This is a genomic window from Arthrobacter sp. NicSoilB4, from assembly GCF_019977335.1.
Taxonomy (GTDB): domain Bacteria; phylum Actinomycetota; class Actinomycetes; order Actinomycetales; family Micrococcaceae; genus Arthrobacter.
The window spans coordinates 1,709,804-1,734,083 of record NZ_AP024653.1; the positions used below are offsets into that span (position 1 = coordinate 1,709,804).

General features: G+C 62.5%; 19 protein-coding genes and 1 pseudogene. 4 read left to right on the top strand and 16 right to left on the bottom strand.

Annotation, left to right across the window (positions count from 1 at the left end):
• The first annotated feature begins 247 nt into the window (after window positions 1-247).
• The 3 genes and pseudogenes from LDO13_RS07625 to LDO13_RS07635 all read left to right on the top strand — a co-directional run.
• Window positions 248-1,573, top strand: a complete 1,326-nt coding sequence (locus tag LDO13_RS07625) for an EAL domain-containing protein (protein WP_224049390.1) — start codon at window positions 248-250, stop codon at window positions 1,571-1,573.
• A 129-nt stretch (window positions 1,574-1,702) separates the two neighbouring features.
• Window positions 1,703-2,425, top strand: a complete 723-nt coding sequence (locus LDO13_RS07630) for a hypothetical protein (RefSeq protein ID WP_224049391.1) — start codon at window positions 1,703-1,705, stop codon at window positions 2,423-2,425.
• A gap of 109 nt (window positions 2,426-2,534) precedes the next feature.
• Window positions 2,535-2,834, top strand: a pseudogene (locus LDO13_RS07635) (DUF4193 family protein); the annotation flags it as partial.
• A 32-nt stretch (window positions 2,835-2,866) separates the two neighbouring features.
• Here the strand turns inward: LDO13_RS07635 and LDO13_RS07640 are convergent.
• From LDO13_RS07640 to LDO13_RS07720, 16 genes are all read right to left on the bottom strand, one after another.
• Complete coding sequence (locus tag LDO13_RS07640; RefSeq protein WP_224049392.1) at window positions 2,867-3,913, bottom strand: AraC family transcriptional regulator; 1,047 nt, start codon at window positions 3,911-3,913, stop codon at window positions 2,867-2,869.
• A 411-nt stretch (window positions 3,914-4,324) separates the two neighbouring features.
• Complete coding sequence (locus LDO13_RS07645; protein WP_224049393.1) at window positions 4,325-5,326, bottom strand: sugar phosphate isomerase/epimerase family protein; 1,002 nt, start codon at window positions 5,324-5,326, stop codon at window positions 4,325-4,327.
• 51 nt (window positions 5,327-5,377) lie between these two features.
• Complete coding sequence (locus LDO13_RS07650) at window positions 5,378-5,701, bottom strand: putative quinol monooxygenase (protein ID WP_224049394.1); 324 nt, start codon at window positions 5,699-5,701, stop codon at window positions 5,378-5,380.
• 89 nt (window positions 5,702-5,790) lie between these two features.
• Entirely contained in the window at window positions 5,791-6,963 is a 1,173-nt protein-coding gene (locus tag LDO13_RS07655; protein ID WP_224049395.1) for a Gfo/Idh/MocA family oxidoreductase, read from the bottom strand.
• A 16-nt stretch (window positions 6,964-6,979) separates the two neighbouring features.
• Complete coding sequence (locus tag LDO13_RS07660) at window positions 6,980-7,810, bottom strand: sugar phosphate isomerase/epimerase (RefSeq protein ID WP_224049396.1); 831 nt, start codon at window positions 7,808-7,810, stop codon at window positions 6,980-6,982.
• Entirely contained in the window at window positions 7,810-8,994 is a 1,185-nt protein-coding gene (locus LDO13_RS07665) for a Gfo/Idh/MocA family oxidoreductase (RefSeq protein WP_224049397.1), read from the bottom strand. The genes LDO13_RS07660 and LDO13_RS07665 overlap by 1 nt, the downstream gene beginning before the upstream one ends.
• Window positions 8,991-9,980 carry an ABC transporter permease gene (locus LDO13_RS07670; RefSeq protein ID WP_224049398.1) on the bottom strand — a complete coding sequence of 330 codons (990 nt, stop codon included), beginning with the start codon at window positions 9,978-9,980 and terminating at the stop codon, window positions 8,991-8,993. The genes LDO13_RS07665 and LDO13_RS07670 overlap by 4 nt, the downstream gene beginning before the upstream one ends.
• A 2-nt stretch (window positions 9,981-9,982) precedes the next feature.
• Window positions 9,983-11,491, bottom strand: a complete 1,509-nt coding sequence (locus tag LDO13_RS07675; RefSeq protein ID WP_224049399.1) for a sugar ABC transporter ATP-binding protein — start codon at window positions 11,489-11,491, stop codon at window positions 9,983-9,985.
• Window positions 11,492-11,544: 53 nt separating this feature from the next.
• Entirely contained in the window at window positions 11,545-12,699 is a 1,155-nt protein-coding gene (locus LDO13_RS07680) for a substrate-binding domain-containing protein (RefSeq protein ID WP_224049400.1), read from the bottom strand.
• A gap of 110 nt (window positions 12,700-12,809) precedes the next feature.
• Window positions 12,810-13,301: a hypothetical protein gene (locus LDO13_RS07685; RefSeq protein ID WP_224049401.1), complete on the bottom strand. Its 492-nt coding sequence runs from the start codon at window positions 13,299-13,301 to the stop codon at window positions 12,810-12,812.
• A gap of 131 nt (window positions 13,302-13,432) precedes the next feature.
• Entirely contained in the window at window positions 13,433-14,410 is a 978-nt protein-coding gene (locus LDO13_RS07690; RefSeq protein WP_263422147.1) for a substrate-binding domain-containing protein, read from the bottom strand.
• A gap of 314 nt (window positions 14,411-14,724) precedes the next feature.
• A complete protein-coding gene (locus tag LDO13_RS07695) occupies window positions 14,725-15,834 on the bottom strand; it encodes a hypothetical protein (protein WP_224049403.1) in 1,110 nt (369 codons plus the stop codon).
• 114 nt (window positions 15,835-15,948) lie between these two features.
• A complete protein-coding gene (locus LDO13_RS07700; protein WP_224049404.1) occupies window positions 15,949-17,214 on the bottom strand; it encodes a helix-turn-helix domain-containing protein in 1,266 nt (421 codons plus the stop codon).
• A gap of 740 nt (window positions 17,215-17,954) precedes the next feature.
• Entirely contained in the window at window positions 17,955-19,727 is a 1,773-nt protein-coding gene (locus tag LDO13_RS07705) for an FAD-dependent oxidoreductase (protein WP_224049405.1), read from the bottom strand.
• A gap of 24 nt (window positions 19,728-19,751) precedes the next feature.
• Complete coding sequence (locus tag LDO13_RS07710; protein ID WP_224049406.1) at window positions 19,752-20,015, bottom strand: UBP-type zinc finger domain-containing protein; 264 nt, start codon at window positions 20,013-20,015, stop codon at window positions 19,752-19,754.
• Between the two features lie 703 nt (window positions 20,016-20,718).
• The gene (locus LDO13_RS07720) at window positions 20,719-21,588 is read right to left on the bottom strand and encodes a trypsin-like peptidase domain-containing protein (RefSeq protein ID WP_263422148.1); all 870 of its coding nucleotides are present in this window, start codon (window positions 21,586-21,588) and stop codon (window positions 20,719-20,721) included.
• A 782-nt stretch (window positions 21,589-22,370) separates the two neighbouring features.
• Between LDO13_RS07720 and dnaK the strand changes: the two genes are divergently transcribed.
• Window positions 22,371-24,278 carry a molecular chaperone DnaK gene (gene dnaK / locus LDO13_RS07725; protein ID WP_224049407.1) on the top strand — a complete coding sequence of 636 codons (1,908 nt, stop codon included), beginning with the start codon at window positions 22,371-22,373 and terminating at the stop codon, window positions 24,276-24,278.
• Window positions 24,279-24,280: the final 2 nt, after the last annotated feature.

Consider the following 24,280-nt stretch of genomic DNA (forward strand, 5'->3'; position numbering starts at 1 on the left):
GTCACGTTATCGGCAGGCGGATGTCTGCCGATGCTGACTCCAGCTGACCCATACCCGAATTGAGCACGGAAGAAGAAGACTCTCATGTCACCAGACGCGATACATCAATACAGTGCCCTCACGGCTGATGCAGCGGCATAACCCGTTCTTGGGAACTTCACTTCGTCGACGCTCGACGGTCACGTCTCCAGCGCCCGCTGACCACGGCCAACCTCGGACAACACCGGGCGGTCGATGGTTCCTGGCCGTGTTGTCTCTTGAGTTGGGATCGGCGTTGCCAATACTCTTGCCTCTCCTGTTTGGTCTTGAGCCATGGGGTGGCCGCGAAGTCCCCGCCAGGGTGTCTACCCTCGCCTCGATCCTGCTCCTTCCGGTCGTCCTTCATGCCGCCTGGCGCCTTGTTCGGCAACAGCACCGTGATCGGATCGAGGCGTTCACTACCGCCAGCCTCATGGACACGGTCCTGAGCACGACCCGGGGATGGCTTTGGGCTGTAGGAGCAGACGGTCGGTTCACTTTCTCCAGCCGCGCAAGTCAGGAATTACTGGGCTATGAGCCCTCCGACCTGGTGGGACGCCCCTGCAGTGTCATCATCGACGTGGCCGACCTCAAGGCCGCACGGAAATCAGATGCAGGCGCGGGCGAGAAAGGGCTTTTGCTGTCCGCCCGCCACCGGGGTGGGCGGCGACTGAGCGTCGAGGTCGTCGGCCGGCGCCGATTCGACAGGGAAGGCCGCGGGGCAGGATTCGAGGGAATCGCGCGGCCGCTGGATATCTCCACAGCAGAGAGCCCGGAGGCTCAGGAAATCAGCGACCGCCTCGATCACTTGCTCACCACTCGGACACTGATCACGGCGTTTCAGCCGATCCGTGATTTGGGAAGCGGCGAGATTGTCGGCGCCGAAGCGCTCACTCGTTTCGTCACGTCTCCCTTCAGGTCTCCGGATGACTGGTTCGACGAGGCAGATTCAATTGGACGTGGCCCCGAACTCGAATTCCTGGCCCTGGAAACTGCGTTGCTTGCTGCGGTGGAGCTGCCGACCCATCTCTATATTGGTCTCAATCTCTCGCCGGCGGCCTGCCTTGATCCGAGGCTACGTGACGTCGTGAGGGATTCCGGTCTGAAACCCGGGCGAATCGTCGTGGAGCTGACTGAGCGCTCAGCAGTAGCTGACTACGCACGTCTTGCAGCGGCACTGGCCCCACTAAGAAGCGCGGGGCTGCGCATAGCTATCGACGACGTCGGCGCCGGGTTCTCGTCCATGCGCCACATCCTGAGGATCAGCCCAGAGCTGATCAAACTTGACCGGACAATTGTGGCGGGAATCGACAACAACCCCAACCAGAGAGCCCTGTGCGCGGCAATGGTCAGCTTCTCGTCACAAATTGGGGCAAGTCTTGTCGCCGAGGGAATCGAAACCCATGCAGAACTTGCCACGGTTGCCGAGCTGGGAGTGAACGCCGGCCAAGGCTACCTCTTGGGCCGCCCCTCCGTGCTTCCGGCGGACTGGGACCACTGGGGACAGCGGAACCGGTCGTCAACAAGTGGAAATGACGAAAGTCATGACACGTAAAGGGCGATCCCTCGAAGCCAGCCAGTCTCCCGACCAATATTCCTCCCAGGCGCTATTCCTCCCAGGCGCGGTTCCGCATTTTGCCTGTTCGGAGAACCCCACCGCCACGACTATTCGGAAAGTATCCAGATGCCATCAGCTCCCGAAACTGTCCTTTGGACGATGCTCACAGGTATAGACGCCACCCTGGACCACATCCGCGGTGCCGCAGTCGAATCAGGTTTCAGGGCTAGGTCCTGCGATGAGAACCGTATCAATATCGAGGTGCCTTTTTCGTTCCGCAAGCGACGCCGAACCGCGCGGCTTACCGCTACCGTATTGCCGTCTGCGCGTGGGACCGACGTGGTCTGGACGCCAGGCGCCGGGCCGCTGAACCATCAACACCTGGCCCACATCGAGGACACGCTGCCGGAGGGGGTCATGTACTACCACGGCCTTGAGGACGCCGCGGTGAGGGCCGGTCTTTCCTTGGGAGGGCGGGCTACGTTACGCGTCATCGTCCGTGTGCTGTCGCGAGACGAAACCGTCCGGGCTATCGGGAGGGGGCACCTGAACGAGACCGCCGGGTACGTTGTCCTGACGACCAGTCGCCTCCTCGTCATCGAGGCGTCCGGCCTCGGATCGCCTACTGTCCTCGATGCCCCGCACGGATCCATTGAAGCACTGTCGCTGGGTAAGAGAATCACCGGAGAGACCCTCCGGATCGTCCTGCCCTCAGGCCCGATCGTCATTTCACGGCTCGGCCACGGAGAAGGCCACGGCATCGTCAAGAGTTACAGGGAAGAAAGGAAGGAGCAGGCCCGCTTCGTACCCTCCTCGGTGTGCCAGATCCCGGGCCCCCGAAATCCATGACAGCAGATGTCATCCCCGATTAGACGTTGGCCCGCGATTTGCCGCCCGTGCCGCGGGGCGGGCCTGCCTGCATCCCGTCAGATAAGAACGGCAGAATGAGAAGACCTACGTCGCAACTGACTACGACGAAGTACGCTCCGACGTCAGGAAACACAGGACAACTCCCTCGAAGGGACTCCAATCCGCAAGCGCCCCGGATGCCCGCAGTGTCATCCGTGAACTGGATGACGCTGACACCATGGAGGACGTCATCGTCCCTGGATGGGACTTTCTCGCCGAGGAGCTGATCTTACAGATCGTCCCCAGGCTAGGACCAATTCACCGCTATTCCTGCTTTCTGGTCCGCCACCGCTCCCAAATCGACCACGAATCGAGCGGCCACGCTTACTGTTTGGAATGCGAAGGTTAGACAACATGCCCGCGGGATCCTGTCCGCTCGGTTCACAGCCCGGTCAGTTTCCTTAGCTCGGCGACTCGAATCCGCAGGAGTTCCGGCTTCTCCTGCGGATCACTAAGCGAGAGACCCGTAAGTTCCCTGACGGCACGGCGCATGGCTTGCAGGCTCGTGAATCCGCTGGCGCCCGCTACGTCCATCAGGGAGTGTTTCCAGGCGGTTGGTTCGGCGAGGAGCTCCAGGGCTTCTATGGTGCGCAGGGCGCGGATGTGTCCACTGACCTGGAGCCGTTCGCCTTCGAAGAGGTAGTAAAGGGCTCGGCGTGACAGAAATGAGTAAGCCACGACCTCGTCAACAGTGAGGGCAGGGTTTCTGAAGTTCTTGCACATGAACTTCTTGATCGCTGCGATGCGGGCCAGTCTGAGATCGCCGGGATCGGCGGTGGTTTCGAGCAGCGAGCTGACCAGGGCTGTCATCATCGACCGGACGACCGGTTGGAGACGCTGCGTCTCCTGCGCTATGACGGTTCGCTGCCAGCCAGACAAGGCTGGAAGAATCAGCCCACGCATGATGGGGTTTTCCCTGATGTCGGCCAATCCCTGCAGCCGTTTTACTGCTCTGTCGTCCAAGCCCAGCAGGCCTCGATCGAAATGGACCCGCACCGCGCTCATGCCGGCCGGCGCATAGAAGTTGCCAGGCAAGGAAAGATCAAAAAACCTGACTGTTCCGGGAGAGACGGCCTCGGATCGTCCCGAGAAGCTGAACTTCTCACACGAGGTCCTGAAATACACGAGCCAGTCGCTGGGCTTCGTATCCGCGTTCCAGTAGCAACTGGCGGGTTCGTTCGTGACATCAACAAGGCTGAAGCCGGGACCATCGAGGCTCAGGGCAGTTGGATTGAAACCCGGTCGCACTAGCTTTTCGGTTTTTTCCAACCGAGCGGGAGCGTCAATGGCGCTGCCGTACCAACTACGCCAATGTTCGAATTTTTCTTCAGGGTTCAGCCCGGCCGGAACAGTGTAGCGTCTGATCTGGTCGAGCGGTGATCCGTCCGGACCGCCGGCAACATCGTTGTCGAGAGATATGTTTTCCATGGGCTTGGGACCTTCTGGCTAAGCCGAGATTCAATGTGCCGCTTCGCTGCAACAGAGAAAGAGTTGTCCGGGTTGTCGATCGCCAATAGATTCTATCCGCTGCTGGTCAGCGGGTGCGCCCGCGGGTTCTGACAGTGATGACGGTCGAAGGAAGTGGATGCTCCGGTGGGTCTTTGGAGTCCGATGACAGGCTCGCAATTATTGTCTCTTCTCCTGCGATGACCTGCAGGCAATTCATGAGGCCGCAAGCACAGGCCAGCGAGCCCTTCACAAGCGTGTGCTCGGACGTCCCCTTTGGAAGTCATGAGAACCCGGCGTCCTACCGTGAACGACTACGGCACAGTCACTGGTAGCCACGAAAACACTGGAACACCTCTCCCGCCGAAGCGCGAGGGGGAACGGTCATGACTTTTAGCCCTTGGCGCTGAAAGCGGCGTCGAACGAGGTGTTCGAGGGCGGGAAGTCGAACTTTTTGAGGGCGGCGAGAGCCTCCGGTGCTCCATGAAGACGGTCCATTCCGGCGTCTTCCCATTCCACGGAGATGGGGCCGTCGTAGCCGATCGCGGTGAGGGCCCGGAAGGATGATTCCCAGGGCACGTCGCCGCGGCCGGCAGAGACGAAGTCCCAGCCGCGGCGCGGGTCGCCCCAGGGCAGGTGGGAGCCCATCACGGTGTTCCGGCCGGTGGGCCGGAGCTTGGTGTCCTTGCAGTCGACGTGGTAGATCCGGTCCCTGAAATCCCAGATGAAGGAGACCGGGTCGATGCCCTGCCACATGAAGTGGGACGGGTCCCAGTTCAGTCCGAAGGCCTCACGGTGTCCTATAGCTTCAAGGGCGCGGACGGTGGTCCAGTAGTCGTAGGCGATCTCGGAGGGGTGGACCTCGTGGGCGAACCGGACCCCGCATTCATCGAAGACGTCCAGGATTGGGTTCCACCGGTCCGCGAAGTCCTGGTATCCGGCGTCGATCACGGCGGCCGGGACGGGGGGAAACATCGCGACGTACTGCCAGATGGAGGAGCCGGTGAACCCGACCACGGTGTCCACGCCGAGGGCCTTGGCCAGCCGGGCGGTGTGCCGCATTTCCTCGCCGGCACGCTGGCGGACGCCTTCGGGGTCACCGTCGCCCCAGACCCGCGGCCCGACGATGGCCTTGTGACGGAAGTCGATGGGGTCATCGCAGACGGCCTGGCCCTTGAGGTGGTTGGAGATGGCCCACACCTTGAGGTTGTACTTGTCCAGCACGGCGAGTTTGGATTCGACGTAGCCGGGTTCGTCCCAGCGCCAGGCGTCCAGGTGGTCGCCGGAGACGGCGATTTCCAGGCCGTCGTAGCCCCAGCCGGAGGCAAGCCGCGCGACCTCCTCGAACGGGAGGTCGGCCCACTGGCCGGTGAACAGGGTGTATGGGCGGGGCATGTCAGGCTCCTTCATTGACGGGTACAGCCAGTATTTAAGTAAGGGAGAGAGCTACGAAAGAGGGTCGAGACGGTGCACTTTGAGGTCCCGGGCCATGACTCCTTTTGCGGCTACGAGAAAGTCTTTGACGTGCTGCTGCTCATTGTGGACATCCAAGGCCGTACTGCTCGTCCACTTTTCGTAGAGCAGGAACGTGCCCGGCGCCTCCGCGTCGTTGAAGACCGAGTATTCCAAGCAGCCGTCGTCAAGGCGGCTGGCAGCTTGAAGTTCAGACAGGAGGCGGGACAACTCGTGTTCGAAGCCGCGTTTGGCTTCGAACACCGGAATCAGATGGACAGCGGTGGTGGCCGGCGCACCGGGTACGGCTTCGGTCATCAGGGTTTCTCTCTCGTTTTGATCGCAAAGGTCTGCGCGCGGCAGGTGCGCCCCTTTCTAAGCGGCGCACCTGCCGTGCGGTGAGTCCGTTAGGAGTCGATCTTGGCTACATCCACCCAGGCGCCGGTTTCCGCGGAATCGATGATGGCGTCATCGATCAGCGCCGTCTGGTAGCCGTCGGCGAAGTTCGGGCTGACGCTGCCGCCTTCGGCGATCGCCTTGAAGAAGTCGTAGGCTTCGATGATCTTGGTTTCGCCGTAGCCAATACCCAAGGCAGGGATGGGCCACAGACCTTCGCCATAGGGCGTGGCGGGGCCTGTGTAGACGGTCCGGAACCCCTTACGGTCGGCCTGATCGCCAGCAAAGGCGACCTGGAGCTCGTCGCGGCGCTCATAGTTGAAGACAATGCTGCCTTCGGATCCGTGGATTTCGAAGGTGAGGAAGTTGTTGCGACCGTGAGCGTTACGTGTGGCTTCGATGGATCCGATCGCGCCGTTTGCGAACTTGACCATGGTCAGGACCTCGTCGTCGACGTCGACTGCACCGCGTGGGCCTTCGCCCCCGGAGACGGTGCCGAGTTTGTCAGCACCGGCGGACTGCAGCGGCCGTTCCGGAATCCAAGTGGACATGATGGAGTTGACCGAGCTGAATTCGCCGACGAGGTATCGTGCCATGTCGATCACATGGGTTCCGATGTCGCCCAAGGCGCCGGATCCTGCGATCGACTTCTGGAAGCGCCATGAGAGCGGAGAGTTGGGGTCTGCGCTCCAGTCCTGAAGATAGGTGCCGCGGAAGCTGATGACCCGACCGATCGCACCTTCATCGATGTATTTCTTGGCCAGCGCGACTGCTGGCGTGCGACGGTAATTGAACGCAACCATATGGACGAGGTCGGTGTTCTTCACCGCGTCGTACATTGCCTTCGACTCCTCACCGGTCCGCGCCAGGGGCTTCTCGCAGATGATGTGCTTGCCGGCCTCGGCAGCCGCAATAGCGATCTCGGCGTGAAGATGATTCGGGGTTGCGATATCGACGACATGGATGTCCGGATCGTCGATGATGCTCCGCCAGTCGGAGGTGGAATTTTCGAAGCCGAAGCGGCGAGCGGCCTCACCGGCGAGCTCATCTGTGGCTTCAGCGATCACCTTTCGCACCGGCATGGCGGGGGCCGGCCAAAAGAACATCGGCATAGCGGCGTACGCGAGGGAGTGGGCCTTGCCCATGAAACCGCCCCCGATGAGGCCTACATTGAGATTCTGCATTGGAACTTCCTTTGGGTTAGAGACCGAAATCGGCGAGGATCTTGTCGAGGTATTTCTTGCTGATTTCCGCGGCGGCACGAGGATCACCGGCATAGTCATCGAGCTCGACCATCAGCCAGCTGTCGTAGCCGCTTTCCTTCACGGCACGGATGATGTCCGGGAAATCAAGGTCACCCTCGCCAAGCGGCAGGAACTGGAACGGGTCTGCGCGGAAGTCCTTGAGGTGGACGTGGCGGATCCGGTCCGGGTATTTGCGGATCACTGCCGCGGGGTCGCCTCCGCCCGCGGCCAGGTGCGCCGTGTCCGGGCAGAAGCCAATGCGCGTGGTGTCCATCAGACGTTCCAGCTCACTCGGGCTTTCCACGATGGTGGACAGATGCGGGTGATAGCTGGCGGTCAGACCGAAACTTTCGGCGATGTCCGTCACTTGGTCCAGGCCGCGGGCGAGAAGTGTGTAGTCCTCGTCCGTCGTTCCGGCGACGCGGCGGGCGCCGCCGCCCACCACCAGACGCTCAGCGCCGAACGTGGCCGCGAGCTCGGCGGCGCGGTTTATGCGGTGCAATTCCTCCGGGAGGACATCGGCGAAGATGAAGTTGGCGCCGGAGTAGACCGAAACGAGCTGGACCCCCGACTCCGACAGCAGCCCGCGCAGCTCTTCAGGGCGGTCCGCATACTCCACCAGATTGCCGTCGAACATCTCCGTGCCCTCGTAGCCGGCGGCCGCGATGTCCCGAACGGCCGTTTCCATGGAACCGTTGGTCTGGTAGAAGAGGTCCTTGATGCTGGTGACGCCGACGGGATGGCCGACGACACCACCCCAGGTGATTGTGTGATAGCCGAGTTGCATTATGATTTCCTTTCCAAAATTGGTGCGGCGCCGCTGCCGTAGAGGGGCGACGATTGGTGGTCCCTCCCCGGCACGTCGACCCAGCGGCCGGTGGCCGCGGACTCCAAGACGGCCTCTGTTATGTGTGCGGCCCTGAGCCCGTCGCGGAAGTCCGGCAGTCCGTCCGGCGCGGCGCCGCGGACGGCGGCGTAAACGTCAGCCACGAACGAGTTGAAGCTGTCCTGGTAGCCCTGCGGGTGGCCGGCGGGCAGAACGGCATACCGCTTGCCTTGCTCGGTTGAGAGGCTGTCGGAACCGCTGGAGATGGTTCTGCTGTACGTGTTGCCGCCAACCCAGAGGCTGTCCGGTCTTTCCTGGTTGAAGGAGAACGTGGCGTCAGGACCCTCAAACGAGAACCAGAGCCGGTTTTTCCGGCCGGGGCTGACCTGGCTCACCAGCAGCGAACCGATTGCGCCTTGGTTGGTTTCGAACATGACGGTGGCGCCGTCTTCGGTGCCGACGGCCGTCGTCGTCCGCGGGGAGTCCAGGCCCGTCTGGGGCCGTTCTGAGAAGGCTAGGGCCGTTTGCGCTACCAGTCGTTCTATTCGGTGCCCCGTGACGAACTCCATCAGGTCGCACCAATGCACGCCGATGTCACCGAATGCCCGGGAACCGCCGCCGATCGTCGGGTCGACCCGCCAGTTGCTGGCACCGGGATCTGCCAGCCAGTCCTGGAGGTATGAACCATGCAGCAACCACAGAGGGCCGGCTTCGCCTGCCTGCAGCCGTGCCCGGGCTTCCCGCACTGCAGGATAGAAGCGGTAGACGAAGGGCACGGCGTTGACGACGCCGGCGCGGTTGGCTTCCGCGTACAGTGCGGCGGCGTCCTTTGCGGTCGTCGCCAGGGGCTTCTCGCAGATGACGGATTTGCCGGCGGCGATTGCCAGGTTTGCCAGCTCGGCGTGTGCGGCGTTCGGAGTGCAGATGTGCACCACGTCTACGTCATCCGACTCGATAAGGGCCTTAGGGGATTCCGCGGCTGCGGCCCCGCCGAGCCTGGCCAGCGCCTGCTCGGCTCCGGCTTTGCTTCGGCTGGCCACACGGGTCACTGTTCCTCCCGCTGCCCGGACGGCAGCAGCGTGAACGGAGCCCATGAACCCGGTTCCAATGATTCCTGAGCGCAGGGGGCGGGCGAGGGCCGTCATTTCTTGCGGGCCAGCGCGACGGCCAGAATGATGATGGCCCCACGGACCACTTGCTGTTGGCTGCTGTCGAGGCCGGCGAGGATGAGTCCGTTGTTGATCAGGCCGATGAGAAGAGCGCCGAACAGGGTTCCGACCACCGAGCCCGCTCCGCCGAAGAGGCTGGTGCCGCCAAGAATCACGGCCGCGATGGCAGAGAGTTCGTCGCCGGCGCCCCACTGGAAGCGGCCGGACTCGAGCCTTCCTGCATACAGCATGCCGGCGACGCTGGCGACCATTCCCGAGATCAACAGAACCTGGAACTTGATGCGCTTGGTGTTGATGCCCGTGAAGTCAGCGGCGGTCCGGTTGCCACCGGTTGCAAGCACCTGACGGCCGAATTTGGTGCGAGAAAGCACGACGGCGCCAACCGCCACGAAGATGGCGCTCCATACGATCAGGCCCGGAACGGGGCCAAAGTTCCCGGACCCGAACAGCATGTTGAAGGTTTCATTGAGGATTGGCTGGGGCGCCGAAGCGGTGATCCACTGCGCCACACCAACGGCGATCCCAAGCATGCCCAGGGTGACCAGAAATGAGGGGATCCCCAAGAGGCTGACCAGTGCACCGTTGATCGAGCCGACCACCAGCCCGACCGCAAGGCCGGCCAGGATGCCGGGGACGATGCCCCACTGTGAGAGGGCCATCGCTGTGCAGACGCTTGACAGTCCTGCGGTCGAGCCAACACTGAGGTCTATTTCAGCGCAGGCGATGACGTACGTCATTCCCACCGCAATGATGGTGATGGTTGCGGTCTGCCGGAAGATGTTCAGGAGGTTGGTGGGGGAGAGGAACCCCTGGTCGCGCAGGAGGACAGCGAAGAAAATGAAAACTACGACGAATCCGATGTAGATGACGTAGCGGCGCCAGTCGAGCTCACCCATCGTGCGTTTGACTGCGTCCAGACCCCCTGTTTTGGGAGATTCGGTGGAAATGGTTGCGTTGTTCATAATCAGACTCCCTGAACTGCGAGTTGTAGTGATTCTTCGTCGGCGATTTCGCTGCGTTTGAGTTCACGCGTAATGGATCCATCCCTCAGGATCAGGACCCTGTCACTCACTGCGAGCAATTCGGGGTACTCCGAGGAAATGACGATGACTGCCTTGCCGGCATTGGCGAGTTCCCGGATCATGTCCAGGATCTCGCTCTTGGTGCCGATATCGACGCCGGCCGTGGGCTCGTCGAGAATGAGGACATCCGGTTCCGTCCCGAGCCATTTGGCCAGCACCACCTTCTGCTGGTTTCCGCCGGAAAGCAGCCGCACTGGCTTGTTCGGATGCGCAACCTTCACGGCGAACTTCTTGATAAGTGAGCTGGACAATGTCCTGCCCGCCCCCGTATCGAGCAAGGGCCCGCGCTTGATGTTGTCCAGCAACGGGAGCAACAGGTTGTCCCGAACCGAATGGTCGAGTACGAGACCCTGGTCGCGTCGGTCTTCGGGTATGAGAGCCAAACCAGCATCTATGGCGCGTCGCGGGCTAGTGATGACGGCCTTCTTGCCTCGGATCAGGATTTCGCCGCTTTCGAGCGAATCGATGCCGAACAGAACCCTGGCAAGCTCCGTACGGCCGCTTCCCATGAGTCCTGCCAAGCCGAGGATTTCCCCCGCGTGCAACGTGAAGGAGACGTCGCGTACCCTTTTGCCGCACGTGAGGCCCCTGGCTTCAAGGACGGGCGAAGCCGACGCTGGATCCCGCTCCCGTTGCTGGTAGGTCAGCTGCCCCTCGATCTTCTTCCCCACGATGCCTTCGACAATTTGTTCCGGAGTGACATTACTTAAGGGCTCCGTGAGCAGCCGGCGACCGTCGCGAAGGATGGTGATGCGGTCGGCGATACGGTAAACCTCATCCATTCGGTGAGAGATATAGATGATCGATATCCCCCGGTTCTTGAGCCTGGCTACAAGGTCGAAGAGGGCCTCCGTTTCATGCCGGGCCAGGCTCGCCGTCGGCTCGTCCATGATGAGTACCCTCGCGTTCTGGGCGAGAGCCTTGGCGATTTCCGTAAGCTGCCAGTACGCGGTGCCCAGCTTGGAAACATGGGCCCGCGGATCGACCTCGACCTCCATCTCCGTGAAGACTTCGCGTGCCCGGCGGACAGCTTCCCTGTCGTCGATCAGGCCGCTCCGGCCCTGCGGTTCTGCGCCGAGGAAGACATTCTGGGCCACGGTCAGGCTGGGCACCAGACTGAACTCCTGGAAGACCATGCCGATGCCGGCGGCCTTGGCATCCTGGATTGAGGTGATCTCGACTGGTTTTCCGCCGACGAGAATACTGCCGGAGTCAGTCTGGTAAACGCCCTGAAGAATTTTCATCAGCGTTGACTTGCCGGCGCCGTTTCCCCCGGCAAGCGCGTGTACCTCTCCGGCGCGGACCTCGAAGTCCACCTCATTGAGGACGGTGACGCCGTTGAATCCCTTCGAGATCGACCGCATCTCGACAGCTGGCTCTCTTGTGTTCATGGTGCAATCCTTTTTCGGTGGGTTGGGCAGGCCCTGCGGCCTGCCCAACCCCGCTATTTTTTGAAGGAGTCCTGGATATCCTTGGGGGCATCCTCGTGGTAGACCTGCTTCCACGCTTCGAGGACGTTGGTGTGGTCCACCGGCACGGCACTCAGGGCGACGTACGGCGGCGGAGTTTTTCCGAGCAGTGCCATGGCGGCGAGCCGCGCTTCGGTGACACCCTGATCAAAAGGCACCTGGGCGCCGAGACCGACTACCAGCTCATTCTTGGCCAGGGCAATCGCAACGTTCTTACCCAGGTCCTCCGTCGCGATCTTCAGATCAGTCCGGCCCGAGGCGCGGGCTGCAGCCATAACACCTTCTGCAGGAACGTCCCAGACGGCCCAGATCCCGGAGAGATCGGCGTACTTGCTCAGCATGGCGTTCGCTGCACTCTGTGCGTCACCAGCGAAGTCAGGACCCGCGATGCCCTTTTCCTCGACGATTTTGATATCCGGGTAATCTTTGGTGATGGTCTCCTTGAACCCTTGGTAGCGCTGCTTGGTGACGAAGAAATCGGCCTCATGGAAGATCATGCCGATCTTCCCCTTGCCGCCCAGCGCCTTCGCCATTTGATGGGCCGATACGACGCCGTTGCCGAAGTTGTCCGCCGATACGACAGAGACATAGTCCTTGCCGGCTGTGAGCCCCTGGGGGACGTTGTCCATGAAGACCAGCTTCGCTCCTTCCGCGGCTGCCCTCTTGTACGCGGACGCGGTGGCCACTGGGTCGGTGGGGATTGAAACGATAATGTTGGGCTTCTGCGTCATGACCGTTTCCAGGTCTGACACCTGCTTGTCCGGTTTGAAGTTGGCATCGGTGGTGGCAATGACGTCGACGCCCAGACGGGAAAATTCGCTTTTCAGGCCCGCGATCTGTGCGTTGGCCCAGTCGTTGCCGCCGTAATGCATAACGATGGCCGCCTTGGCTCCCATGGCTTTGACCTTGGCGACGTCGTCATCACTAAGCTCGGCTACGGAGGCGGGGGCAGGCTCTTCGCCGTTCGGGCCCTTGCTCAAGACTTGGCCCTTGATTTTGGCTAGGGCTTCGTCGGCTTTGGCCGATACGCCGGCATCCTGTGTTGTGGTGGTGCTCGCCGCTGGGCTGCAACCGGCGGTGGCGAGAGCAATAGCCGTTGCGACAGCGAATAGCGTCGTCTTGCGGATCATGGTGTTCTCCAGTCCTGATTTGTGATGTGGGTGATGAGTAAAAAGGGTGTTCTTCAGCGTCGTTGGGCCCGAGGGGCCCAACGATGAGGTTGGGTAGTGGTGAGGTCTACTTAGGCGAGGGCGGTCGCCAAAGGAGGGGGAACCGGTGACAGGACGAGCCCGCCGGCGGCCGAGGCCGTACGGATTGCGGCAGCCTTGTCGGAGGCGTTCAAGAAATTCTCTGCGTGTGGTTTGTCGAGGAAGAGGCCCAGCGAGCAGAGTCCGTGATGGGCGTGGACCCATCTCACGACATCGCCGGCCACTGTGCCCATGTCCCCGTGCAACTTGACCGCGGCGCCGTCGACGGTAGTCACGGAGGTGATCGCGGCCGTGTGGTCGATGGCGACGACCAGGCTTGCCCAGAGGACAGGGCCCTCGAAGACACCGACGACGGCCGACGAACCCGGGGGGACGAAGTCGCGGACAGCGCGTGCGACGTCATCGTTCGAGCATGCTGCATTTGCCAGGAGTTGTCCGACGTGCTCCCATTGGGCCTCGTCGATGTCATGAACCGCAACGTCGGGGTGAAGCATAAACGAATTGGCGCGGGGTTCGCTGTGCACCTGATCCTCTTTCCTCGCCGTTGAGTTCATTGTTCGTGACCGGTCACGGAACTCTTCAATCGTGACCGGTCACGGAAGTTGTGTCAAGTCTCACGACCTGATTACTTTGGGCGTCCTACGCGGGACGGGCGCTAGAGGTGGTGTCGGGCCGGCGCGGCGCTCTGGCGAACCACGAGCGTCGGCTCGTTGGGCACGCGGTCCACTTCGCGGCCCTCAATCGCGCCCAGAAGCACCTCTATGCTGGCGTGGGCCAACGCGGCAAAGTCCTGCCGCACCGTGGTCAAGGGGGGAAGGAAAAAGTCTGAGCCTTCGACGTCGTCGAATCCCACAATGCTGACATCGTCTGGGACGCGGATGCCGGACTCGGCCAAGGCGCGGATGAGGCCCAAAGCGGTGTGGTCACTGGCTGCAAAGATCGCCTGCGGGACCTTTTTCTCCTTGATCAGCCGGAGCCCCGTCTCGTAGGCCCACCCCGGGCTCCAATCGCCCTCCAGGCACAGTCCCGGCGCGAGACCGCCGTCTCGGAGTGCGGCCTCCCAGCCGCGCTTCCGCACCCGTCCGTCAAACCAGTCCATGGACCCGGCGAAATGCGCGATGTCGGTGTGGCCCAGATCGATGAGGTGCTGGGTGGCCATACGCGCCCCCAATTCCTGGTTCTCCGAGTACGTGAACACGTTTGGAGTCGATGACGCTCCGGCGGCGATCATTTCGACCGGAACTTGGATTGTCGCGTCCCTGACGGCCGCTGCCATGGACAGGAGTGGTGCGATGACGATGATGCCGTCTACCTCAATCTCGTCCAAGGTATCCAGCGCCTTTGGAATTGAATCCGCGTACGGGTCCTCGACCGTGACGACGGTGGTGAAGTAGCCCTTCTGCCGGGCAACCTTCTCGAGGGCCATGAGCGTCCCGACCGGGCCGAAGCGGGGTGACCCGTCCGTCAGGATACCGATGGCTGTCGAGCGGCTCGTGGAGAGGGCGGTGGCCGCCCTGCTGCGGCGGTATCCCATGTCCTTAATGATTTGCTGGACCCGCACGCGCGTTGCAGTGCTGACGTCCGGAGCGTCATTCAACACCCGGGAAACCGTTTGGTAGGAGACTCCAGCCATCTGGGCGACATCACTGATGTTCGGCTTACGTGGTCTGGATGGATGGGCAGACGCTATCTTCGCGTTGTTACCCCTCGCTGCTCCTGCCACGGAGTCCCCTGTCTCGCCAACACCAGCCCCCGGCGGAGGCTTCCCAGTGCAGTTAACCTTACGCGGTGCTGAGGTGCCCCTGCGTCTGTCGCGTCAGTTTCGGGCGCAGACTTTGATGGCAGGGAGTCTGCTGGCGGGCCCTGTCCCTACGGTTTCGAGAGCCTCTTGGATCCGTTTCGCAGACCCGTCAACAGCGCTTGGAGTCCCCCTTCGGCAGTGCCGGTTTATTCGCCTTCGTCGGTCGCTTGGCGACGATGACGTTCGCGTTGGCCGTACGCCGCCCGAAGAATATCGTCCTTTGACTCGAATCCTGAGCCCAACGCGCCACCGATGAGCGTCGCCGATGTCGTCATCCAGGCGACTTCCATAAAGTCCCAAACAGTCACCGGATGTTGCAGGGTCCGTGCCAACAAGGCATCGTCGATAGTGAAAGCCGCGGCCAGCAGCACGGCCGCGAACAGCAGAACGTAGCTGATCACGACGCCGATCATCAACGACCACACTGTTGAAGTGTTATACAAGGAAGCCTTGTACCGTTCGAGGGCTTCGTCGCGCCGGGGGCTTTCCCAAAGATCGTGTTGGGTGATGATCCAGAACACCATAGAACTGATCGAGAGGACCATCAGCAGGGTCAGCCTCGGCGCCCCGAGCAGGTCCGCGAGTTGCCAGATTGTGTCCGTGACAAGCGCGAAGGCGCCTGTGGCGATCGCCGCGGCCATTGCGCTTCTCAATCCGAAGACCAGCCGCCAAGGTCGGTTCGCCCGCAGCATGCCCGCAAGCAACCGTCCCCGGCCGAGGCGGGTTGCTGAGACGTAGCGGAACCCAATCGGACCGTCGTCTGGAACGGCAGTCTCAATTCGCCTGGATTGCTGCAGCGAGGGCGGGCCGAATTCCACGGCGTCATCCTCGGGATCGAAGTGGCGGTGCATCGCCCAGCCGAGATCGGCGACGGCAGTGCGGACCCGGCGGTCGATGTTGACGGCGCCGAGCGCGGGCAAGGAAACCAGAGAGATTGGCACTCCAACCGCAACTTCCGCGACCACGGTCCGGCCGTCGAAACGAATCGGAAGATCGGTCAGGCAGACCATGACATCCCATGCACGGAGGGTCCGGTGCTTCGCCAAGGAGTCCAGCATCGGCGCCAACCCATTGCCGGCCGTAAAATCCTGGTACTCGATCACCACGGACCAGTCGTGGTGCTCATCGGCAAGGTTGAGCAGATGGCCCACTTCGCGTCCGTTGCGCTCAGCAAACTCGGCGGTGACCTCCGGTTCGGCGAGCACGCCCAGCGTACGGGCACTGGTGGGGTTCACGTCGCCCGAATGTTCCGGCACTCCCGACCTCCTATGGTTCAGTGTCTATGACCAGCAAACTGGATGCCACCGTTGCCGCGGACGCAGGTTCCCGATGCCCGAATTCGTGGGGGTACTCGGCCGATTGAGGCCTGCTTATGGGACGTGAAACGGGGCGCCGTTCGGACGAAGGCGCCAAGCCCGCGTTGCGACGTGCAGGTTCAGGCGGGTGTCGGGATCGGCAAGGTCGAAGCCGGTGATCTGCCGGATGGACTTCAAACGGTAACGCAGAGTGCTTCGATGGATGGTCAGGCTCTGGGCTGTACTGTCATAGTTGCCGCCGTGGTCCAGGTACTGGGCCAGGGTCTGCACCAGGTCAGACCCCCGGCTGTCGTCGGCGCGTCGAAGGGTACCGAGCCACTCGTCGATATAGCCGGCCAGATCCGGTTCGCCCCCAGCTGGGGCCAAGATACGGTAGATCCCCAGTTGATCAAAGCGGGTGACACCGTAGCGCTCGATTGAACCGGCCCGGACGTGCAGCGCGTGCAGGGCTTCCGAGAAGGAGCGCGGGATCTGGGCGACATCCAGGCTCGGACCGCCGATGCCTACGGCCCCGGTGGTACTTCGGAGGGTCTTGGCGACAACGGAAAAGACCTCGGCGCCCAACGGATCTCCACGTACCACGGCCACAGCCATGTCCGCGCGCCGTGAGACGAGCGCGGATGAAAAGAGTTCCCGGAACGTCCTGCGCAGTGCGACCACGACAGTATCGTCGGTTCGTGGCGGCTGCCACTGCGCCACGATGACGTGCTGCAGGCCGCTGATGTCATATCCCAGTGCCTCCGCACGAAGCCCTGCGGTTGCGCCATCCGTTCCGGACACGAGTTCGTCCACGAGGTCGCGCCCCAGCCTTAGTTCCAGCCGGGCCAGGCTGCGGCGGTGGGACAACTCGACCTCCAAGAGCCGCGTTGCGTACTTCAAAGCGAAGACGTTGCCGGCTGTGACCGGCCTGTCGGTTGCCAGCATGCAAATAGCCCCCAACACCTCGCCGTGCGACAGGGCAAGGGCAACGAGCCTTCGCGGTTCGCGGACTGGTGAGCCGGAGGCGAGCCAGAGCTGGGCAGTCCGCGACCTGGCCGCCGCGCCAAGCCTGGGGTAGGGGCGTTTGGACCCGATCCCCGCCCCCGCGCTGATATGCCCGAACGCGTCCTCAATACAGATGGGCCGCCCCGTCAGCCGTGAAAGTGCCTCCGCCAGGAGTCCTTCCCGGGATTCGGTGTCCCCGAGGTCGTGAGTCGCGCCCTGGTCCAGGGCATCCCGGATCTTGGCGTGTTCTTCCAGCTCACGTACAGTCGCCGAGAGGGAAAGGAGACGCTGGTCAATGTCGTCACGGCGGAGCAGCTGACCGGTTGCGTCATTCATGAGTTCCCGGGGGGATTCCCTGGCGTGAGTCGTTCCCGTCGTCCCCGCGGTTTTCCGGAGCTGCATCAGCTGAGGGAGTTCCGGAGGGTGGCTGGCGGAAAGCACCAGACACCCGTTCAGCTCGGCATCGTCGCCAACGGTGAACAGCGCATATCGCCAGCCCGGCCTGGCGCACGGGAGAACCGAGTCCCTGCCATTGAGACGCCGGACGTCCTGATCCTGAGGCAATGCCGCGCGTCCGGGCACGGGGTTCAACTGACCATTCACCGCGAGGTAACGGTCCTTGATCTCACAGAACGACACGCCCGACACCGCCTGCGCGGCCGTGTTGAGGATCTCCTCTGCCACACGTCGATCGAACATATTGATCCTCGTCTCTGTCCAAAGCAAAGGGGATCTCACAGGGCATACAACCCTGGGCAGACCGTAATCCGTTGCCCTCTCTGTGATCCCGATCACGGAGTGTAGAAGCGACCATTTTCGGGTCCCAGGGCATGCCGTCGTGCAAGTGAACCTCGACGCATCCAACGCCGTACTTGTCTGGAATCGGCATGCCAACTCCAGACAAAACTACGCCCCTATGTCGCCATTGTTAAGCGCTTGTCATGTCCCCGCGGATTGCCGTCAGTGCTGGACGCTCATCGGCTTTTCGGAACGTCATCGACGCTTCCACGGCATAGCTGAGTTCCTCGAGCGGCGACTTGACTGAAAACCGCGAAATTGGTGCCGGGCGTCGTCCGTCACAGCCTGGGGGAGCCTCCTGCTGGACTCTCACCGTTCCTGGCTCCGCTGTGCGCCGGTCCATCCCGGAGGAGGCGCAGGTGCTCGTGGATCATTGCCACGGCCGTTGAGCCTTCACCGGCTGCAGCCGTTACACGTTTCACCGATCCATGCCGAACATCGCCGGCCGCGAACATTCCTGGAACGCTGGTTTCCAGTGGCAGCCGTCTGCGCCCCAGATGGCTGAACTCAGGAGGAAGGTCCTCAAGATCAGCCCCGGTGAGAACAAAGCCGTGGTCATCCAGGGCGACGGTGCCCTGGAGCCATCCTGTGTGCGGCGCGGCCCCGATGAAAATGAAGAGGTATCGGGAGTCGAAGATGCGCTGTTCGCCCGTGGCTCCCAGGTCGACGACGATCCGTTCAAGGGCGCCGGAACCGTCCACGGCCACGATGTTGGCCCCCAGGAGTACCTCTATGCCCGGTTGCTCTTCGATCCGGTCCGCGAGGTATCTCGACATGTCCGCGCGGAGGTCCGCCCCGCGCACCACCAGCCGCACTTGTGCTCCCGTGCCAACAAGGAAAAGCGCGGCCTGTCCCGCGGAGTTTCCACCGCCGACGACGGTCACGGGCTGCAATCCGCAGAGCCTGGCTTCATGGACGGTGGCGGCGTAGAAGACGCTGATCCCCTCGAATTTCTCCAGCCCGGGGACTGGCAGCCGGCGGTAACGAACCCCGGTTGCGAGCAGCGCTGCTCGGGAGGAGGCCGGGCCGCTCTCGTTGAACTCGGCGTGGAACTCGCCGTCCTTCAATTCGATGGTGCGTGCCCAGCATGCGACGTTGGTCTGTACGCTGAACTTACGGGCCTGGATGATCGCTCTTTCAGTGAGTTCGCCGCCGGAGATCCCGGCGGGAAAGCCGAGAAAGTTCTCGATCCGCGACGACGTGCCGGCCTGCCCACCTATCGCGAAGCCTTCCTTAAGGACGACCGACAACCCGTCCGACGCCGCGTAGACGGCAGCCGCCAGGCCGGCGGGGCCGGCTCCGATCACCATGAGATCGTACGAAGCCGAATGCTCTTTCACCGTCCGTAGGCCCATGGCTAGGGCCAGATCTGCGTTCGACGGGTTCTTGAGGACCTGTGAGGCGCTTAGCACCACCGCCGGCAGCTCATCCGCGAGTATCCCGGCCCGGTCCAGGATGCCCTGCGCCTGCTCGTCATCCTCCAGATCGACCAGCAGGTGAGGCAGACGGTTGGCCGCTGCAAATTCCAGGAGGCGAAGAGTGTCACGGCTGAAGCGTGATCCAACGATGCGCATGCCCGCGCCCGCGCTGATCAGCAGGATCCGCCGTTGAAGATATGCCCGCAGGATGGTCTCGCCCACCGCGGCGTCCGTCAGCACGGCACGGCGCAGGTCTTCCCCGCTGATCTGCAGCACTTCACCCGCCTCGGCGGACACAGCGCTAACAAAGGCCGGTTGCCCCTCTACCACGCCCAATTCCCCTAGGAAGCGTCCCGGACCGTGAACTTCAAGGGTCCGCGCGTTGGGACCAAGCTCAGCGGTCTGCCTGCCACCGGCGGCGGCGTGCAGCCCCTCGACGACCAAGACGGTGCCCTGCAGTATGACGAAGAAATCAGCCTCGACCGTTCCCTCCTGGATTAGGACTTCTCCGGCAGAGGTAGCCCGGCTAGTGCCGGCGCGGCCCAACAATTCGATCTGGGCTTGGCTGAGCCGTGGATACGCGCCGGAGAGATCCGGCGTTTCGATCGGCGTCGACCCTGCGACAGGTTTCATCAGCTCGTTGCGCCCGCCGGTAGCCTAGACCAATGCCTCATGGGGATAGCACCAGCGCCAGTCCTCGCCGGGCTCCAAGGAACGAACGATCGGATGCAACTCGTTGGCGTGGGCCCGGGCGTGCCGCATGGGTGAGGAATCACAACACCCGACATGGCCGCAGGAGAGACACAAACGCAAATGAACCCACGGAGTGCCCAAAGACAGACACTCCTCACAGCCCTGCGGGGTGCGCACCCGAACCGGACGAATCAGCGCGAGATGCGGATCAGGGATTCGAGGGATCATACTGGCTCCTATGTCGGTCCGTCCATGGAGCCGGCACCGCCGCGACAGCCAGCAATAAGGGTTCCATCGGCACTAACCGGCGCCATGGGTAACATTCGGCCCGGCAAGGGGTGCACCGGTTAAGGGTCAGTTCTAGACCCCGCTCAGGGGCCTGTCAAGCGGCGTACGGAAGATCCGCGTCTGGCAGGGAGGTGAGGCCAGCGGTCCAGAATTCTGAGAAGCCCTCGCCCCATAGGCAGCCTTTCAGCCCATCGAGAGCCTTGTGCCAGGGCTTTCGCCCAACCTGCGCAGCCCAACACCGGAGGCGATCAGCAGTATTCCGATGAGAATTGCGAAGGACGCGAGCAGCCCCAGGACACTGAGTATGCCCGGGCCGGGAAAAATAACCAGGAAGAGTCGAAGAGAGTGGTGACGACACCTGTGATCAGCCAGAGCCACCATGACCCGACATTCCTTTTGACATCAAAGGCCAGCGCTATTTGGGAGACACCGAGCATGACCGCCCACAGGCCGATGACGAGCGCCAGCGAGAGGGCGGTGATGTCCGGCCAGACGAAGGCGACGAGACCGCTAGCGCGGAGATGATCAACGCAGTTTCTGATCTCCTAAACAATTGTTGTGCCGGTGGGTCGGACATGGCCGCACCTCCGTTTCTGAAATAGGTTTAGTCGTTATCTTGCTGGCCCGGGCCGCACGAACGGGTCTATCCCGTTGCACTGCTGCCCAATATGACTTTCACTGATTTTGTGTCCTGTCCGCGCTGGAACCCGACGTCGGCCTGCTGGCCGGGCTCTTTGCTGGGGACGGCGGCAAGGAGGTCGGTCACATTGGCGATCTTCTGCGCGTCAAACTCGGTGATGATGTCTCCTGGCTGCAATCCCGCTTGGGCTGCCGGTCCCCCCGGGGCAACTTCTATGACCAGCGCGCCCGACTGTGTGGGGAGGCCAAAGCGGGTTGCGATCTCAGGAGAAATGTCGGTCGGAATGATTCCAAGGACCGGATGTGTGGCCACTCCGCTCTTGAGTATCTGGTCCGCTACGTCGGTCACAGTGGCAGCGGGAGTGACGAACCCGATCGACACGGCGCCCGAACTTGGTGGCAGATAGGCTTCTGAGAGTCCGATGATCTCCGAGCTGCTGTTGACCGCCGCTCCGCCGGAATTGCCGGGGGAGATGGGCGCGTCTGTCTGGATAAGGTCGATAAGGCCCTGGGGTGATCCGTCGGACGGTGGCATATTCCGGTGAAGTGCGGAAACAATGCCCGCCGTGACGGTCTGCTCCAGCCCGAGCGGACTGCCAATGACAACCGCCAGCTGCCCGACTTCGGGAAGCGCTGTCGAGAACTTGGCGGCCGGAAGGTTGCCCCGGTCAGCCTTCACCACAGCCACATCGGTTGCGTCGTCAACACCGACGACGGTGGCGGACGCCTGAGATCCGTCCGCGAAGTGGATCCGTACGCTCGTGGACGGCTTCTTTTGTTGGTCCTCCACCACGTGGGCGTCCGTGACGATGATGCCGTCGCTGCGGTACACCACACCGCTGCCGATGCCGTCTGGTGTCTGGATCGTGACCACGGAGGGCTCGACTTCTCTTACGATCCCAGGAACGGCTGAAAGGTCCCCTGTAGAGCTCGAACCAGCGCTTGCGGATTGTGATGCCGGAGCCGGAGGCGACCCTGTGCAGGCCGACGCGAATATCATTAACCCCGCGCCGGGGGCGCCGGTCCAGGCCCTCCCGAGTCCTGGCTCCGGAACCTCGACGGCCGTTGATCTGCTCATGCTCATGGGATTCCCGCTGCTCTCTCTGGCTGCCTACGGAAGCAGCTGACAGGCTGAGTCTCCTCCAACTCCATCGCGTCCGCATGGTCTCGGGACGCCCAAAAACTGCCCGCATTTGAATCCACCAGATCAAGCCAGCGAGGTCAAAACTAGTGGTCTGGCGGATGAACACCAACCAGTATCGCCGCCTGCTCCGGCGAAGTGAGGCCATCGTTCCTGGACCAGTGAGCCGGAGGCGAGCCAGAGCTGCACCGTCGCGTCCCGTTCGACCTGCATTATCTGTCCGCAGCTGAGGGACTCGTTCGTGGGCGACAGGTGAGACGGCCGATCCTGAGATTATCTCGGCGTCTTGGCGGATTCGCCTGTGGACCCGTCCTGAGAGGTCAATTCTCTGCAGCATATTTGACCTTCGAGGGTCATGCCGTCGCCCCATCCAGGGGGCAGACTCAACCCTATTAGGCCCCATGACAACGCCCTTGAGCCCAGCGGCCCAGCGGGACAGGGCGTGCGTCATGCGGTGCAACCTCGGGCGGACGTCGTCACAGGACCGCTCGCGCCCTCTAGGACCGGAGTGAGTCATGGCCAAAGCAGTAGGAATTGATCTCGGAACAACCAACTCGGTGATCGCGGTCTGGGAAGGTGGGGAAGCACGCGTCATACCCAACGCGGAAGGAGCCCGGACCACTCCGTCAGTTGTGGCGTACACGGACACCGGGGAACGGCTTGTGGGGCAACTGGCCCGCCGGCAGTCGATTCTCAACCCCAAGGGAACCATCACGTCGGCCAAGCGGTTTATCGGCCGGCACTATGACGAGATTACAGATGAGGCCAAGGCCGTGAGTTTCGACGTCGTAGCGGACGACAACGGCGTGGCGCGTTTTCACGTTCAGGGCAAGAAAGTCGCACCCGAAGAGGTGAGTGCGCTCGTTCTCCGCAAGCTGGTGGACGACGCCGCGAAGCAGCTGGGCGAAAAGGTGACGGAGGCCGTCATTACGGTTCCCGCGTACTTTAACGATGCACAGCGCACCGCGACCAAGGACGCAGGCAAGATTGCCGGACTGGAAGTCCTGCGCATCATCAACGAACCTACTGCAGCGGCCCTGGCCTACGGCATTGACAAGCGTAAGCATGAGACGGTGTTGGTTTTCGACCTTGGCGGCGGAACATTTGATGTGAGTCTGCTGGACGTGGGGGACGGGGTTGTGGAGGTCCGCTCGACCGCGGGCGACTCACACCTCGGTGGCGACGACTTTGACCGCCGTCTGGTCGACTATCTGGCCGATGAATTCCAGAAGGAGGCGGGCATCGACCTCCGGTCGGACGCCCAGGCGTTGCAGCGCCTTTTCGAGGCGGCCGAGAAGGCCAAGGTTGAGCTCAGTTCTGTCACCCAGACGCAGGTCAATCTTCCCTTTATTACGGCCGATGCGACGGGCCCCAAGCACCTGACCAGCACCATCCGGCGGTCCGTCTTCGAGGACCTCACCCACGACCTCGTCGAGCGCACGATGGGGCCGGTGCAGCAGGCGATGACGGACGCCAAAGTCACCGCCAATGACATCGACGAAGTGATTCTGGTGGGCGGCTCCACCCGCATCCCTGCGGTTCAGAACCTCGTGCGGCGGCTGACCGGCGGCAAAGAGCCGAATATGAGCGTCAATCCGGACGAAGTCGTGGCAATCGGTGCGGCGATCCAGGCCGGGGTGCTCAAGGGCGAGGTCTCCGATGTCCTGCTGCTGGACGTCGTGCCCCTTTCCCTGGGTGTTGAGACCCGCGGCGGCGTCATGACCAAGATCATCGAACGCAACACGACCATCCCCGCTCGGCGCAGTGAGGTCTTTTCCACAGCGGAGGACAATCAGCCCGCCGTCGATGTCGTGGCCTTGCAGGGGGAGCGGGAACTGGCGGCGGACAACCGGGTGCTAGGCCGGTTCCAGCTGACCGACATCCGGCCGGCGCCTCGCGGAGAACCGCAGGTTGAGGTCACGTTCGACGTGGACGCCAACGGCATCCTGAACGTCACTGCCCGCGACAAGGACACAGGTAAGGAACAGGGCATCACCATCAGCGAAGGCTCCAATCTCGACGCGAAGGAAGTCGAGCGCATGATTGCCGAGGCTGAGTCCCACAGAAGCGAGGACCTGCAGAACCGGGAGCGGATTGACACCCTCAACGAACTCGATGCGGTGGCATACCGCGTTGAACGGGCCGTCAATGAGCTTGATGGCGCAGTCCCGGTGCATGACAAGGCTCGAGCGGAACTGCTGGTTGGCCAGGCGCGCGACGCCGTCAGCAACCAGGCAGATGTTGGCACCGCGAGGGAGCTGATTTCCGAGCTTCAGCAGCTGCAGTCGGCGCTGAGTGCCTCCGCTGCCTCCGCTGCCACCGCTGCCACTGCAGGGGCCGGCCAGGGATCCGCACCCCAGCCCGGAGCGTCCAACGATGTAGACGAGGATGACATCGTCGATGCAGAATTCGATCGTGGCTAGGA